This window comes from Acinetobacter sp. YH12138 (assembly GCF_015218525.1).
Lineage (GTDB): Bacteria > Pseudomonadota > Gammaproteobacteria > Pseudomonadales > Moraxellaceae > Acinetobacter > Acinetobacter amyesii.
In genome coordinates, this window is record NZ_CP048670.1 from 1829788 (window position 1) to 1844095 (window position 14308).

General features: G+C 40.5%; 14 protein-coding genes and 1 pseudogene. 7 read left to right on the top strand and 8 right to left on the bottom strand.

Annotated features, from left to right (window positions below; all coding sequences use genetic code 11):
- Nucleotides 1-98: 98 nt before the first annotated feature.
- Together G0029_RS08865 and G0029_RS08870 are read left to right on the top strand one after the other, a co-directional pair.
- The gene (locus G0029_RS08865; RefSeq protein WP_168378613.1) at nucleotides 99-323 is read left to right on the top strand and encodes a hypothetical protein; all 225 of its coding nucleotides are present in this window, start codon (nucleotides 99-101) and stop codon (nucleotides 321-323) included.
- A gap of 260 nt (nucleotides 324-583) precedes the next feature.
- The gene (locus G0029_RS08870) at nucleotides 584-832 is read left to right on the top strand and encodes a hypothetical protein (RefSeq protein WP_168378614.1); all 249 of its coding nucleotides are present in this window, start codon (nucleotides 584-586) and stop codon (nucleotides 830-832) included.
- Between the two features lie 56 nt (nucleotides 833-888).
- Here the strand turns inward: G0029_RS08870 and G0029_RS08875 are convergent, their stop codons facing one another.
- Nucleotides 889-1665, bottom strand: a complete 777-nt coding sequence (locus tag G0029_RS08875) for a phosphodiester glycosidase family protein (RefSeq protein WP_227591800.1) — start codon at nucleotides 1663-1665, stop codon at nucleotides 889-891.
- 135 nt (nucleotides 1666-1800) lie between these two features.
- Here G0029_RS08875 and G0029_RS08880 point away from each other — a divergent pair, with 135 nt between their 5' ends.
- A complete protein-coding gene (locus G0029_RS08880; RefSeq protein ID WP_111883727.1) occupies nucleotides 1801-2337 on the top strand; it encodes a lecithin retinol acyltransferase family protein in 537 nt (178 codons plus the stop codon).
- A gap of 139 nt (nucleotides 2338-2476) precedes the next feature.
- Here G0029_RS08880 and G0029_RS08885 read toward each other — a convergent pair whose 3' ends face one another.
- A complete protein-coding gene (locus G0029_RS08885; protein ID WP_373685906.1) occupies nucleotides 2477-2935 on the bottom strand; it encodes an SRPBCC domain-containing protein in 459 nt (152 codons plus the stop codon).
- 83 nt (nucleotides 2936-3018) lie between these two features.
- The gene (locus G0029_RS08890) at nucleotides 3019-4080 is read right to left on the bottom strand and encodes an aldo/keto reductase (RefSeq protein WP_180109714.1); all 1062 of its coding nucleotides are present in this window, start codon (nucleotides 4078-4080) and stop codon (nucleotides 3019-3021) included.
- A gap of 96 nt (nucleotides 4081-4176) precedes the next feature.
- On the opposite strand from G0029_RS08890, the gene G0029_RS08895 reads away from it, so the two are divergent.
- Nucleotides 4177-5100, top strand: a complete 924-nt coding sequence (locus tag G0029_RS08895; RefSeq protein ID WP_180109715.1) for a LysR family transcriptional regulator — start codon at nucleotides 4177-4179, stop codon at nucleotides 5098-5100.
- Between the two features lie 9 nt (nucleotides 5101-5109).
- On the opposite strand, the gene G0029_RS08900 is transcribed toward G0029_RS08895, so the two are convergent.
- The gene (locus tag G0029_RS08900) at nucleotides 5110-6021 is read right to left on the bottom strand and encodes a bestrophin family protein (RefSeq protein WP_180109716.1); all 912 of its coding nucleotides are present in this window, start codon (nucleotides 6019-6021) and stop codon (nucleotides 5110-5112) included.
- A 135-nt stretch (nucleotides 6022-6156) separates the two neighbouring features.
- On the bottom strand, nucleotides 6157-7884 hold the full coding sequence (locus G0029_RS08905; RefSeq protein ID WP_180106484.1) for a glutamine--tRNA ligase/YqeY domain fusion protein: 1728 nt from the start codon (nucleotides 7882-7884) through the stop codon (nucleotides 6157-6159).
- A 168-nt stretch (nucleotides 7885-8052) separates the two neighbouring features.
- On the opposite strand from G0029_RS08905, the gene G0029_RS08910 reads away from it, so the two are divergent.
- Complete coding sequence (locus G0029_RS08910) at nucleotides 8053-8562, top strand: peptidylprolyl isomerase (RefSeq protein WP_078193500.1); 510 nt, start codon at nucleotides 8053-8055, stop codon at nucleotides 8560-8562.
- A 138-nt stretch (nucleotides 8563-8700) separates the two neighbouring features.
- Nucleotides 8701-9420 (top strand): UDP-2,3-diacylglucosamine diphosphatase, encoded by a 720-nt coding sequence (locus G0029_RS08915; protein ID WP_180106486.1) that lies wholly within the window; start codon nucleotides 8701-8703, stop codon nucleotides 9418-9420.
- A 234-nt stretch (nucleotides 9421-9654) separates the two neighbouring features.
- Here the strand turns inward: G0029_RS08915 and G0029_RS08920 are convergent.
- Nucleotides 9655-10914, bottom strand: a pseudogene (locus G0029_RS08920) (acyl-CoA dehydrogenase family protein).
- 12 nt (nucleotides 10915-10926) lie between these two features.
- The gene (locus G0029_RS08925) at nucleotides 10927-12174 is read right to left on the bottom strand and encodes an SfnB family sulfur acquisition oxidoreductase (RefSeq protein ID WP_180106488.1); all 1248 of its coding nucleotides are present in this window, start codon (nucleotides 12172-12174) and stop codon (nucleotides 10927-10929) included.
- Between the two features lie 304 nt (nucleotides 12175-12478).
- Between G0029_RS08925 and G0029_RS08930 the strand changes: the two genes are divergently transcribed.
- The gene (locus tag G0029_RS08930; protein WP_180106490.1) at nucleotides 12479-13888 is read left to right on the top strand and encodes an LLM class flavin-dependent oxidoreductase; all 1410 of its coding nucleotides are present in this window, start codon (nucleotides 12479-12481) and stop codon (nucleotides 13886-13888) included.
- 51 nt (nucleotides 13889-13939) lie between these two features.
- Here the strand turns inward: G0029_RS08930 and G0029_RS08935 are convergent, their stop codons facing one another.
- Nucleotides 13940-14158 (bottom strand): transposase, encoded by a 219-nt coding sequence (locus G0029_RS08935; RefSeq protein WP_111883736.1) that lies wholly within the window; start codon nucleotides 14156-14158, stop codon nucleotides 13940-13942.
- Between the last annotated feature and the right edge of the window lie 150 nt (nucleotides 14159-14308).

Sequence of the window (14308 nt, forward strand, 5' to 3'; positions counted from 1 at the left end):
ATGATGATTCAAGTGGCTAAAATTTCACTTTAGTAGTCTTGCTTTATTTATTGGATTGGTTATATTTCGTCCTATGTTAGGTCGCAAATGAAGGCTCTATGAGTTTTTGGCATAAGTTGTTCGCTAATGAACAGCAAAACGGGCATAAGAATCAAATTGCCTGTGTTGAAAATGATTGCTCTTGTAAAACCAATGAACAGCTTATTGCTGCTCTTACAAAGGCAACGGATGAAGATGTTATCCTCGGTATTAAAAAAGTACTCGCTTCGCGCGGTTATAGCCGTAAGGAATTAAATGAAATCCAGCATCTACCTCTACAGTAGAGTCTGAACATTCAATGTTCAAACAAGGCATTCTGTTTTACAGAGTGCCTTTTTCATTTTTAGTCTAATCAAAAGTATGCCGCTTATTTACAGATCAGGTTTGTGGATTGGCCACATCACTATTTACAGCTTTTATGCTATGCTCCAAGGCAAATCAGTAATGTCTATTTTTAAACACACGACAATAAAACCTAATATTGCATCAAATAAGAGGCAGATGACCTCTAAACAGCATTGATATAAAAATTAAAGGAATGAACATGAATAAATTAACAAGTTGCCTTATTGCCTGCTGCATACTTAGTCTAAGTGCTTGTAGCCAAATCCCCAAAGAATGCGAAGAATCTTGGGATAAGCTCGAAGCCCTATCGAAACAAATGGGCTTAAACGAAGAGCAAATCAAAGAACAGAAAAAACAGTTTGAAGAAAGTATTAAGCAACAATCTAAAGAACAAGCCATTCAAATGTGCCAAACCCAAAGTACCTTTTTAGGTTTAGTCGGCAAATAAACAGTATTTTCTATCCATCTAAAGATCGTATACATGAAGCCCGAATATTCGGGCTTTTATTGTTTGCATTGAGATGCTGTTGTGTAGGCTACAATTGGCCCTAAAGCTTTCAAACTCGAATCATGTCTATTCAACACTTGGATATCTGCACTAGACACAGATCCATCTAAATACAAGGCATTGTTAATCGATAATTGCTGCTTAAAATATTGTGAAAATGCATAAAACGACACGCCTTCACGACTGATCACAAAATACAACTTGCCGTTCTTGATCCCCACACCATTGCGGATTTTCAATGAATCTGACTGTGGGATAAAGTTTGGATTGATTTTTCCATCTACCACCAGCATTGGACCTGACTGCGTTGCATAACGTGCCTTAAAATCTGTGGAAGCATATTTTTGTGTAGTTAATATCACCGCTTGCTTGTCATTCCATGCCAGAACACCATTCGGCTGAATTAAAAAATTACCAAAGCCTCGTGTTGCACGATTCAAGGCTTTTTTCTGCAGCCCATTTTCAACATAAAGACCAACAGGCGCTAAATCTGCATGATACATCCCTGCATTCATTGCGAAGTTCATCGTATTACATTTACGCGCTAATGCCTGCTTTAAACGCTGTAAGTCTCGATATGGCTGCTGCTCTGCATCATATAAATAGAGCTTTAGTTGACTCAGATCCGAAATTTCAACCACATCCACGGCAATAGGCTGACTGACACGTTTCGCTTGAATATTGGCATAGGAAATACTCGGTGAGAAAATCAGACCGAGCAGCATCATAAAGCGCATTTTTTTAAACATTGAGGTTAATTGAAGACCAAGCATGACCCTATCCATAGCGCACGTTAAAAATCGAACAAATTTTAGCTAAATCATCGCTAAAATAGTCGATTAATTCACAGATTAAAAGTAGACTAATCTTTAAAAATAATTCGGATTTAAAGTAGGACTGGTAAATACATGCATGTGCAGAAAGATGGTTTTCCTCTTGGAACACATCTGATTGTTAAACACTTCGGTTATAGCCATCATGGCATATATGCCGGCCGCGGTAGAGTCATTCACTACTCAGGTTTTGCACACCTTTTCAAAAAACATCCGATTGAAATGACTTCTATCGAAAATTTCAGTCACGGCAAAAAAATCATCGTTCAGTCGTACAGCAATCCAAAATTTAAAGGGCGTAAAGTGGTGCGTCGCATGCGCTCACGTATGCATGAAAACAACTATCATCTGATTATTAATAACTGCGAACACTTATGCACATGGGCCATTACTGGTGTTGAAAGTAGTCCTCAGGTGTTTCGTATGATGAACCGACTCACCACGATTGGTTATGTCAGTTCTCTGATGAGTTTTATGAGTAGCATGATGCTGACCGTGACCACTACTTGCTTTGCACTGGTGTTCTATATCAAAAAGAAACTGCGCGAAAAAGCCAAAATGCAGATGCCGGTTTATACCTATTTAAAGCGTGAAGAACATAAAAATCGTTAATCCACTACAGCATCGTTGAACTGTGGCTTTATCAAATTTCAGTAGATCAGCACATTGCTTAGAGATCCTGTGCCAATACACAAGCTTTTTATTTTAGCGTATCAGATGTAATGCTTAATCTTGGTCACTCTTCACATTGCTAAAAGTTCGCATTGCTAAAAGGTGGAAATTTATCTTCAACCAAATTGCTTTGCAGGCCATGTTCTAAATAAATTTTGGCTGCATCCAAAACCGTTGTAAAACCACCTGTACTATCAATAATAAAATCAATCAATGCCTGACCTTGCAGAGGAATCTTTGAATTTTTGATATGAACGTAGGTTTCCATCGGGCTAATCTGCTCAAAAATAAAATCGACTTGAGTTTTTGGTTCTCCCCACTGTATTTGAATTAATTTGTTTTCCTTAATACTCAGCACGTCTACATCGGCGACTGCATTATATTTCTGCCAAGTCCATTGCACGGTTTTACCTTCTTCTAGATAGCCACTCGATGCACTAAACCAAAAATGCTGTGTTATTAAAGGATCAACAAAAGCATTAAATACGATATTGATGGACTTACGAATTAACATCTGGGTTTCAATCACGACACTCATCAGCATTCCTACAGTATTTTAATTTTATTCAGTGATAGCACAGAGAACTGATCATTGCCTACCACTGAATTGTTATTGCCCTATTATGCTGTATGTTCTGTAATAAATGCTGATGTCACTAGCGTGGGATTCTTCTCTGTAAATTGCCCATTCCAATAGGGATAGTATGGATAAGGTGGATACACTGCACTGACTGCGTCTAATCGGGCTAACTGCTCTACGCTTAACGACCAATCTTTCGCCGCAAGGTTATCCAACAGTTGCTGTTCATTACGTGCGCCTATCAAAATGCTAGAAACTGTCGGTCTGGTTTTCAGCCAATTCAATGCAATCTGCGGGATAGAGTGCCCTGTTTCCATGGCTATTTCTTGCATTACATCTAACACCGCATATAACTTCTCGTGTTGAACTGGCGGTGCGAATTGTGCTGTTTCATGCAGCCGGCTTTGCTTTGGAATCGCGTGCTCACGATCAAATTTCCCTGTTAATCTCCCCCAGCCCAGCGGACTCCAAACCACTGCACCAATCTGTTGATCATGCTGCGCAGGCATCAACTCCCATTCATAGTCACGTCCAATCAAAGAATAATAGACTTGATGCACACTTAGCTTTTCATAGCCCTGCTGTTGGGCAATCGATTGTGCTTTCATAAGCTGCCAGCCTGAAAAATTCGATGCACCGATATAGCGAATTTTTCCACTACGTACCAAGTCATCTAAACTGCGCATCAGCTGCTCAAGTGGCGTCGTGCTATCAAACTGATGCAGCTGCAGCACATCAATATAATCTGTGCCTAACCGTTTTAAACTCGCCTCCACGGCTTGTATTAAATAGCTTCTAGAATATCCACCTTGATTGATTCCATCATTCAATCGGATACCCACTTTGCTGGAAATAATCACCTCTTGGCGTTTTGAATGAAGTAATGCACCTAGCATCTGCTCTGAGGCACCATTTGAATAAGCATCTGCGGTATCGAAATAATTCACGCCTTGATCAATACAGAGATCAATCATGCGCTGAGCATCATTTAAGCTCGCTTGCCCCCATGCAGAGAAAATAGGGCCTTGCCCGCCAAATGTACCTGCACCAAAGCCGAACTCTGAAACTTGTAAGCCAGATTGCCCTAGGTTGTGATAGTTCATGGTGAATTCCTGTGTTTGATTTATACACAGAATAGGCACAGATGTTTATCAGAAAAACCCTAAATATCAAGAAAGACTTTCTTGATTATATTGATAATGCTAACTGAAGATTTCGACTTATTCACACGAATGGCGATACTGGGTTCAATCAGTCAAGCCGCTAAAGAAGCCAATCTCTCTGTTTCTGTCGCTAGTAGCCGTCTACACAGACTTGAACAAAGTTTAGGGCTGCGCTTATTTCATCGCACTATACGGCAGCTACATTTAACACAGGAAGGTGCTGTTTTATTGCAGCAAGGTTTTCCCTTATTCGAACAATTTAATTCTCTCCTGAGCCAATTTCAGCCTGAACCACAACAACTTAGTGGGGTATTAAAAATCACCTGTTCAGAAGTTTTTGGTAATCGTATCTTAGGGCCAGTATTTGCAGCCTTTGCCAAGTTGCATCCAACATTGACTTTGGATATTGAACAGACCGATCAAAATTTAGATTTGGTCTCTGCAGGTTTAGATGTTGCGATACGTATTGGACAGTTAGAAGACTCATCACTGATTGCTAAACCGCTCAGCTTAAACCGTCGTATTTTGTGTGCCTCGCCTAGCTATATCGAACAACATGGCGAACCTCACTCCCTAGAAGAGCTCTCTATACACCAATGCATTTTACAGAAATACCCTAAGGGTGTTTCGCAGCTTTGGACATTCGTCCAAGATCAACACAACATAAATATACCTGTTTCAGGACAAGTTCATATCAACTCAGGTGAAGGCGTACGCCAAGCAGCACTTGCAGGTTTAGGCATCTCAAACCACTCCATCTGGCATGTGGATGAAGATTTACAATCTGGCCAGCTCATCCAAGTTCTACCCAAGATCCCTGTTCAAAGTACTGCAATCTATGTGGTAATTCCGCATCGACATTTTGTTCCGCCTAAAGTACAGGCTTTTATGCGACACTTGGACGATTATTTTCAGCATCAATATGCTTGGTACGTATCGCCGAATTTATCTGAAAATTAGGCCAAGAATTTATCTTAAATTACTGTTAAAAGTCTTAATCAGCGGCGGAAGTTCAACTTCTAAGCTGCTATACATTTCACGCTCAATGTTTCGTACAATCGAGTCCAGCGGTAAATCATTTTCCTGCAAGCCAAAAGGCTCTTCCAGTTCTGCACTTAACGCATCCAAACCTAAAAATAAATATGCAATCAAAGCCACAATGACAGGTGTCCATATCCCTAAACTGGCCTCTAGGCTAAATGGCAAAATCAGACAAAATGAATACACTGCGCGATGTAAAAGCACCGAATAGGAAAATGGTAATGGCGTGGTCATAATACGGTCACAGCCTGCATGGATATCACCCATCGCTACAGAATGACGTGTGAGCGTGCTGTAAATAATGTCTGTAATCTGACCTTGCTTATAGGCTTTGACTAAATCTTTTTGAATAATTTCAAGTAAATACTGTGGTGCATTGATATTGTCTCGGCATTGCTGCCATTGCTGATCCGTCAAAGCTACGCCGTCTTTAAAATGTGCAATATCTTGTGATTCATAGCGTAAGCGATCACGTAACAAATTGCAAAACAGCATGATGCGGTACATCAACACGTTTCTTTGCTCATCTTCAAGGACATGGCTATTACGAATCATGTGGCGTGTATTGGCAATCAATGAGCCCCAAAGCTTGCGCCCTTCCCACCAACGGTCATAACAGGCAGTATTTCGAAAGCTCAAAAAAATCGACAGAATCACCCCAAAGATGGTAAATCCGATGGCTGGAACTTCAGGCGTATTCAGGTAGTGTGCAGCGCTTAGATACACCAAAATCGCCGACAAACTCACGACGATAGCCAACGCAGGCATGACTTTTGGGAGTATCGTGCCATGCCATGCAAATAAAAGTTTAAAGCTATTATTTTTATTTCGAATGATCACTTATTTCCCCTCTGTACTGCCTTAATGAACCATCTCAAGCATGAAAAAAGCCCAACCGAAGTTGAGCTTAATCTTAACCTACTTGATCTTAACCTATTGGGGATTCAAAGATGAATCCCTTTAAAAACTAAGATTTTATTTACCCGGTTTAAAACTGTCTTTCAAATCTAAGATGCGGTTAAACACTGGTTTTTCAGCTGTATGATCAAACTGATCTGCAACAAAGTAACCTTCACGTTCAAATTGGAAACGATCTTCAGGTTTTGCTTCTGCCAATGCAGGCTCAATGACCGCTTGAACCACTTTAAGTGATTCTGGATTTAAGTTTGCAAGGAAGTCATCACCCACTTCAGGGTCTGATTCAGTGAATAAACGGTCGTAGATACGAACTTCCGCAGCAATACCCTTGCTTGCAGAAACCCAATGTACAACACCTTTCACTTTACGGCCTTCAGGGTTTTTACCTAAAGTTTCAGGGTCGATTGAACATTTCAATTCAACCACTTCACCGTTCTCGTCTTTAATCACTTCAACACACTTAATCACATACGCATGACGTAAACGCACTTCACCGCCCGGAATCAAACGTTTAAAGCCTTTAGGCGCAACTTCTTCAAAGTCTTTACGATCAATGTAAATGTCTTGAGTCAACGGAATGATACGGTCACCCATGTCTACATTTGGATGACGTGCATGCACCAAATCCATTGCTTCAGGCAAGTTAGTTAAAGTCACTTTGAGTGGATTCAACACAGCCATACCACGAGCAGCAGTATTTTCTAGAGACTGGCGGATGCAGTATTCAAGCATTGCAACATCTACGATACTGCCATCAACTTTCGTTACACCTACACGTTTACAGAAGTCACGTAGACCTTCTGGAGTAAAGCCACGACGGCGCATACCCACAACGGTAGGCATACGTGGGTCATCCCAACCATTCACAAAACCACCTTCAACCAATTTACGTAATTTACGTTTAGAGGTAATGGTGTAATCTACATTTAGGCGGCTTGATTCATACTGATGTGGTACAGATGGTGATTTAACTTTCTCGACAACCCAGTCATAGAATGGACGGTGATCAACAAACTCTAGTGTACACAGTGAATGCGTAACCCCTTCAATGGCATCTGATAATGGATGCGCATAGTCGTACATTGGGTACATTTTCCATTTATCACCAGTTTGGTGATGTTCAGAATGCAAAATACGATACAAAATAGGATCACGCATATGGATGTTAGGTGAAGTCATATCAATTTTGGCACGTAGTACTGCCTGACCTTCTCCCAACTCACCATTACGCATTTGTTCAAAACGCGCTAAGTTTTCTTCTACGCTAGCATCACGTTGCGGCGAATTTTTACCCGGCTCCACAAAATTACCGCGGTTTAGTTTGATTTCTTCAGGGCTCTGCAAATCCACATAAGCATCACCTTGTTCAATCAATTGAACTGCCCAAGCGTAAAGTTGATCAAAATAGCTCGATGCATAACGTGGCTCGCCGTTCCACTCAAAACCTAGCCATTTCACGTCATTGGCAATACCGTCTACATACTCTTGCTCTTCGGCATCCGGGTTTGTATCGTCAAAACGGAGGTTACATAGACCTGCGAATTCTTGAGCAATACCAAAGTTTAGGCAAATAGCTTTTACATGACCAATATGTAGGTAGCCATTTGGCTCTGGTGGAAAACGTGTTACAACTTGTTCGGTACGACCTGCAGATAAATCATCTGTAATGACTTGACGTACAAAATCTAAGCCTGGCTGTTGTTCCTGCTGCGCAGCTTCGACAGGGGCATTGTTCTTGGTTGTCGGATTTTTAGGCAGGGATGAAACAACATCGTTTGGCTTCATGGTAATAAAATCACTTCTATAAAGATAAAATTAGGATAATTAAAACGCTTTTCTTTATTTTTAACAAAGAAAGTAACGTTTTTACTTGCCTTGTAGTTTACAGTTTGCTTATGCTTCTCACAACCAAAAAACCCATGGCTTTCATGTCCATGTACAGGAGATTACACAATGAGTTTTCCTCAAGTCGAATTAAACACCAATAAAGGTCGTATTGTTCTTGAGCTTAACACTGAAAAAGCACCTAAAACTGCTGAAAACTTCTTACAGTATGTTCGCGATGGTTTCTATGACGGCGTGATTTTCCACCGTGTTATTGATGGTTTCATGATCCAAGGCGGCGGCATGGATGAAAACTTCAAAGAAAAAACAACTCGTGATTCTATTGAAAACGAAGCTGACAACGGTTTAAGCAATGATGTTGGTACGATCGCTATGGCACGTACTCAAGCACCTCATTCTGCTTCAGCTCAATTCTTCATTAACGTGAAAAACAACTCCTTCCTTAACCACACTGGTAAAACAGCGCAAGGTTGGGGCTATGCAGTATTTGGTAAAGTAGTTGAAGGTCTTGACGTTGTTGACGCAATCAAAAGCGTTCGCACTGGTAACCGTGGCTACCACGCAGACGTTCCTCTAGAGAACGTTGTAATCGAATCAGCTAAAATCATTTCTGAATAATTTTTAAATCCTCCCTGAGTAGCATTGCTGCGCAAGTCCCTTTAATAAAGGAGGGAGTTTCAATATGAAATAAATGTCGAAACTCCTCCCTTTTCCAAAGGGAGGCTGGGAGGGATTTTTAGAATAAGGAAAAGATTCGTGACCTATCTGTTTATCGCTGATTTACATTTGTCACCTGAACACCCTCGACTCGTTCGGGGGTTTTTAGCTTTGTTAGAACAATACAAAACTCAAAATACCCAGCTGTATATTTTAGGTGATTGGTTTAATGCTTGGATTGGTGATGACTTTACTGCCCCATGGTTAGACGAAATCATTGCAGCGCTTAAAGATTTTACTGCGTTGGGAAATCAAATTTATTTCCAAGTGGGTAATCGTGACTTTGCATTGGGTCAAAAGTTTTTAGATAAATTTCACGGTCAATTATTACAAGACGTAGATTATCTCCACATTGGCAACTATAAAATTCGCCTCGAACATGGGGATTTACTTTGCACCGATGATGTGTCTTACCAAAAGTTTCGTAAAGTGATTCGTAATCCTTTGCTTTTAGGTTTCTTAAAAAGCTTACCGCTTAGCATTCGACAAAAAATCGCCAATGGCTTCCGCAAAAAAAGTACAGAAACCAAGCAAGTTAAATCTTATGAAATCATGGATGTAAATGCCGAAGCTGTAGAAAAAGCTTTAGAGCATGCCGATCTACTAATTCATGGACATACCCACCGGCCCCAAATACATGATGTGCATGGCAAACTACGTATCGTTTTAGGGGACTGGCGCGCAGAACAAGCTCAAATATTAGAGGTTGGTGAAAACCCATATGTGAGTGATTTAAAATTAAAAAAATGGTCTTACTAACCCTTAGACTTTAGTTAATCCTGTCGTCAAATTTGGTTAAAACAACACATCCATATATCAAGACATAGCCTTTTACCAGACTATCTCAACAGATTATCAATTGAACTGCATCCTACATATAGCAGATTAACGTCATTTAAAATCTTAAAAAAACAAAGTTTAAACTTAAAAATAATTTCACAAGGAATTCACTATGGACTACTTTCATCCACAGTGAACATCTTCAGATATTAATTAAGCAGCAATGACAGGTTGCTTAACTGCTGGACTATTACCAATTTGCCATACATATGGTAGCGGCGTTTGATTAATCTCCCAATCACCAATGACTTTCTGTTTATAAATAAGTGGATTATGCGATGACACTACACGAGCATTACGCCAAAAGCGGTCTAACTGTTTAGTTGTCGAGCTTGCTGAAGCGCCCAAGGCATTAAACAATTCACTACTCAAATTTAGTACCAACTCTGATATGACCACTTGCCCTTTAGAGGATTCAAGCTCCGCACGGTCATTCGCTTGCTGATCCAACTGGGTATCAGACTGAAAATGACTTAAATATGCGACATCCAAAGCTTCTGCTGCACGAAGTGTAATTGCTTCAGCTGCATAAGACTGTGCCGACGCCTTACCAATCACTTGTAAAATTTGTGCATCATCTCGAACTAAATCAGCATTACCATGGCTGTAAATACGTGTGCGTTCACGGACTTCATTACTGAAAACGTCCACAGCATTTTGTGCTATACCTGCCAGCGTTGCCAAATGCACGACCTGATAGAACGCCGTTTGATATTTAAAGCGCTGATCGAACGGCAAAATATGATCACGATCAATGCTGACATCTTGAATATTCAGTGTGCCACTGCCTGTGGTTTTTTGGCCAAAGCCATCCCAATCATCGTATACTTGTATGCCAGCGTCATGTGTTGAAACTGCGGCTATAACATGTTGATTCGTTGTTTCATCTAAAGCGAATAGATCGATCCAATCTGCAAAGATTGTTCCGGTAGAATAGTATTTTTGACCATTGACCCTTAGCTGACCTTGCACATTTTAAGTAACTCGGGTAACAACATCTCCAATTTCAACTTTTCCGATTTCTGTCCAAGCATTACCGACCAAATCGCCTTGCAGAAAGCGCTTAAACCAAACTGTTTGATCTTGTGTTTTTTGCGCATTTAAACGGTCTTCTACAAAAGTAAAATGACCTCTTAATGCCTGTACAACATTAGAATCGGCCTTAGCCAATTCAATTAACAGCTGAAACAACTGTTTTTGTGAAACCCCTTCACCGCCAAAAGCCACGGGTACACGGACCGCACCAAATCCAGCTTGTTTTAACCATGAAATTGCATCATACGGCAGTTTCCTATTTTGTTCCCGCGCCAAAGCGCCTTCTGCAATTCTCTGAAAAATCGGACGGAACTTAGCGGCCACTTGATCATAGTCAGCACCTAAAGATAAGGGCTGTTTATTATTTTGAATCGTCATAATCTTCTCCTCTTAACTCCAAGCATGGCGCGGCGGTGTTACATCATTTAAATAGTAGTTGCCTACAATATTCAGCTTCCAACGTACGGGATCGTGCAAAGTATGCGTGCGCGCATTACGCCAATGACGGTCTAAATTCAGCTCAGACAATGTTGATCGTGTGCCTGAGAGTTCAAATAGTTTATTCGCCGCAAGTAACGCAATTTCAGTCGTCAGGACCTTAGATTCTGCTGTCAGTAGTGTTGCCTCTGACACCGTTTCTTCTGTTGGGTTCTCTACGGCTCGGTCTATCGCTTCACCCGCCAAAGCCAACACTGCCTCTGCAGCTCGGAGTTTAATTTTCAACTCACCGATGTTGGCAATCGTATACGGATCTTGCACCGCCTTTTCTAAGCCCGAATCAATCCAAGGACGTGCATGCTGGCGCACATATTGAATCGTTTCATTAATCGCACCGCGCGCAATACCAGCATCGACAGCAGATTGAATGAATTGAGAAATAGCGCCCGCAGCCGTTGGACGTTCAAAAGCTTGATGAATGGGTACAATGTGATTTAAATCCACTTTGACATTGTCCAACAGTACAGAACCGCTGACTGTCGTTCTTTGTCCAAAACCACTCCAGTCGTTAATAATGGTTAAACCCGGCGTATGCTGGGGTACTAAGGCTGCATAAGGCTTTCCATCATTCACAGCAACAACAGGTATCCAATGTGCAAGCAAAGCGCCTGTTGCAAAGAATTTTTGACCATTAATGAGCGCATGATCATCTTTAAACTCAATGGCTGTTGTTAATTCTGCAACTGTTTTGGAACCTTTTTCTGAAAATGCATTGCCAAAGCGTTTACCTTGTAAAACTTGATCAAAGAAAAACTCTTGCTGTGATGGATTTGCATCCAAACGAATATGCTCGACAAAGGCCCAATGGTTTTGAGCAATTTGTCCTAGGGATGAGTCTGCACTAGAAATAATTTTAACCACTTCTGCAAGGGTTTTATAACTCACTCCTGCACCACCAAATTGACGCGGTACAGTAATGCCCCACAAACCTGATGCTGAATATTGCTGTACTTCCTGTAAAGGTAAGCGGCGTTCATGATCGCGTTTAGCTGATTCTTTTGTAAATTCCACTGCTAATTGTTCAGCAACCTCGATAGCTTCTTGATCAGATCGAATAATATGCGCTAAACCGTTAGATTGATAGAAATCGCGCGGAATGTTTTGCGCCTCTTTTAGTTTAATTTCAATTTTTGAAGTCATTCTTAAAATGCTCAGTTTAGATATTATTCAAATAAGCTAGCACTTTTTATTTTGATTATTTATAGAATTATCATCAAAACAAATCAGTTTTCATGACATGGAATTTACATTTTTAATTGTCAAACAAAATCTTTATAAGCCGTACCAAACAAAAAAAATATCTGCTTATCCATATGAATATATGAAGTATTCAAAAATTATGATTAGCATTTATTCAGATTTGTTTTTGACTTTTTATTAATAAATGCAGCTGTATTTTTATATACCCTCTTATGCAAGAGATTAAATAACCTAGTAAAAAATCATGTCTAAAAATATTCGCTTCAATGCCTTTGAAATGAACTGTATTGCACATCAGTCACCCGGTCTATGGCGTCATCCATTAGACCGTTCTACAGAATACAAAGACCTAGAATATTGGACCGACTTAGCTAAAATTTTAGAACGCGGAAAATTTGATGGTGTCTTTATAGCAGATGTTTTGGGTATCTATGATGTCTATCATGGTTCTGCTGAACATGCGCTGACTGGCGCAGTGCAAGTGCCAGTGAATGATCCTTTGCAAATTGTTCCCGCAATGGCAGCCGTCACCAAACATTTAGGCTTTGGTGTCACGACTTCAATTTCATTTGAACATCCCTATCCTTTTGCACGACGTATGAGCACTTTAGATCACCTGACGAAAGGCCGTGCAGGTTGGAACATTGTGACTTCTTATCTAGAAAGTGGCTCTAAAAATCTAGGTCTGAAAACCCAAGTCAGCCATGATAACCGCTATGACATTGCAGATGAATATTTAGAGGTCCTCTATAAACTCTGGGAAGGTTCTTGGGAAGATGATGCTGTGCTACGCGATAAGCAAAAAGGGATTTTTGCCGATCACCGTAAAGTGCATCCAATTCAACATGAAGGAAAATACTTTACAGTTCCTGGCATTCATATTTGCGAACCTTCACCCCAGCGTACACCGGTTTTATATCAAGCTGGCGCTTCAGCACGCGGACAACAGTTTGCTAGTCAAAATGCGGAATGTGTTTTCATCTCTGCACCAACTCAAATTGCTGTAAAAAAACTTGCAGATGGTATTCGGCATAATTTAGTAAAAGAAGGCAAAGATCCGAATTCTGTTCTGATCTATACCATGCTGGCCATAGTGGTTGATGAGACCGATGAAAAAGCCCAAGCAAAATTCTGTGAATATCAGCAATATGGCAGCTATGATGGTGGTTTGACGCTTGCTTCGGGCTGGTCAGGTGTCGACTTTTCGCAGTTTAAACCAACCGATCAAGTTGAATACATTCAGACCAATGCCATTCAATCCATGCTGCAATCTTATGTAGAATCAGATCCTGATAAAATTTGGACGATTGAGGAAATTGCAAAATGGACCAGTGTCGGCGGTAACGGCCCAGTCATTGTTGGCTCACCAACTACCGTGGCAGACCGCTTACAAGAGTGGATTGAGTACACTGGTATCGATGGCTTTAACTTAGCCTACATATTGGCGCATAAGAGTTTTGAAGATATTGTGGAATACGTGGTACCAGAATTACAACGTCGTGGTGTATATCAAACAGAATATGCTGACGGAACCTTGCGTGAAAAACTCTTCGGCCAAGGCGCGAAATTGCCCGACAACCACCGTGCGGCGCAATACCGATATAAAAATCACGCTCAAGTTGCGAACAAGCATCAACACCTTGAAATGGCTTAAGCCACTTTTTTTAGGCAAAAAAAACAGCAGATGATCTGCTGTTTTTTGCTTTCAGGCTAAGCGATATAGCTGGTTTGGGCCAGTATAGAAGCTTTTACCATCTAGATTCAGGTTAAATGTCTCACCTGTTTCTAATTCAATCATTTGCCCAACATCAACCCAAATTAAACCAGCATTGGTATTTTGTTGACGTTTCAAAGGCACCAATTTCACATTAATTTCATCGCCATTTACAGCTTTGGCAGTTTGCCAAGTATTTAAAATATTCAAAAGATTTACTCAACATGTGAGCTTTTTGTGACAGAACAAAGAGATTAATCAATCGGGTTTGGAATAATAATTCTGTAGTTACAAAGATAAGATTCAAGTCAGAAGCTTGAATACAGATAAATCACAATCAGCTAAATAAAAAAGATAAGC

What these genes read in the sequence shown, in the direction of transcription:
- G0029_RS08925 (WP_180106488.1), bottom strand. Translation starts at nt 12,174, where the DNA reads ATGACTTCAAAAATTGAAATTAAACTAAAAGAGGCGCAAAACATTCCG.
- G0029_RS08905 (WP_180106484.1), bottom strand. Translation starts at nt 7,884, where the DNA reads ATGAAGCCAAACGATGTTGTTTCATCCCTGCCTAAAAATCCGACAACC.
- G0029_RS08890 (WP_180109714.1), bottom strand. Translation starts at nt 4,080, where the DNA reads ATGAACTATCACAACCTAGGGCAATCTGGCTTACAAGTTTCAGAGTTC.
- G0029_RS08895 (WP_180109715.1), top strand. Translation starts at nt 4,177, where the DNA reads ATGCTAACTGAAGATTTCGACTTATTCACACGAATGGCGATACTGGGT.
- G0029_RS08875 (WP_227591800.1), bottom strand. Translation starts at nt 1,665, where the DNA reads ATGCTTGGTCTTCAATTAACCTCAATGTTTAAAAAAATGCGCTTTATG.
- G0029_RS08870 (WP_168378614.1), top strand. Translation starts at nt 584, where the DNA reads ATGAATAAATTAACAAGTTGCCTTATTGCCTGCTGCATACTTAGTCTA.
- G0029_RS08885 (WP_373685906.1), bottom strand. Translation starts at nt 2,935, where the DNA reads ATGAGTGTCGTGATTGAAACCCAGATGTTAATTCGTAAGTCCATCAAT.
- G0029_RS08865 (WP_168378613.1), top strand. Translation starts at nt 99, where the DNA reads ATGAGTTTTTGGCATAAGTTGTTCGCTAATGAACAGCAAAACGGGCAT.
- G0029_RS08930 (WP_180106490.1), top strand. Translation starts at nt 12,479, where the DNA reads ATGTCTAAAAATATTCGCTTCAATGCCTTTGAAATGAACTGTATTGCA.
- G0029_RS08880 (WP_111883727.1), top strand. Translation starts at nt 1,801, where the DNA reads ATGCATGTGCAGAAAGATGGTTTTCCTCTTGGAACACATCTGATTGTT.
- G0029_RS08910 (WP_078193500.1), top strand. Translation starts at nt 8,053, where the DNA reads ATGAGTTTTCCTCAAGTCGAATTAAACACCAATAAAGGTCGTATTGTT.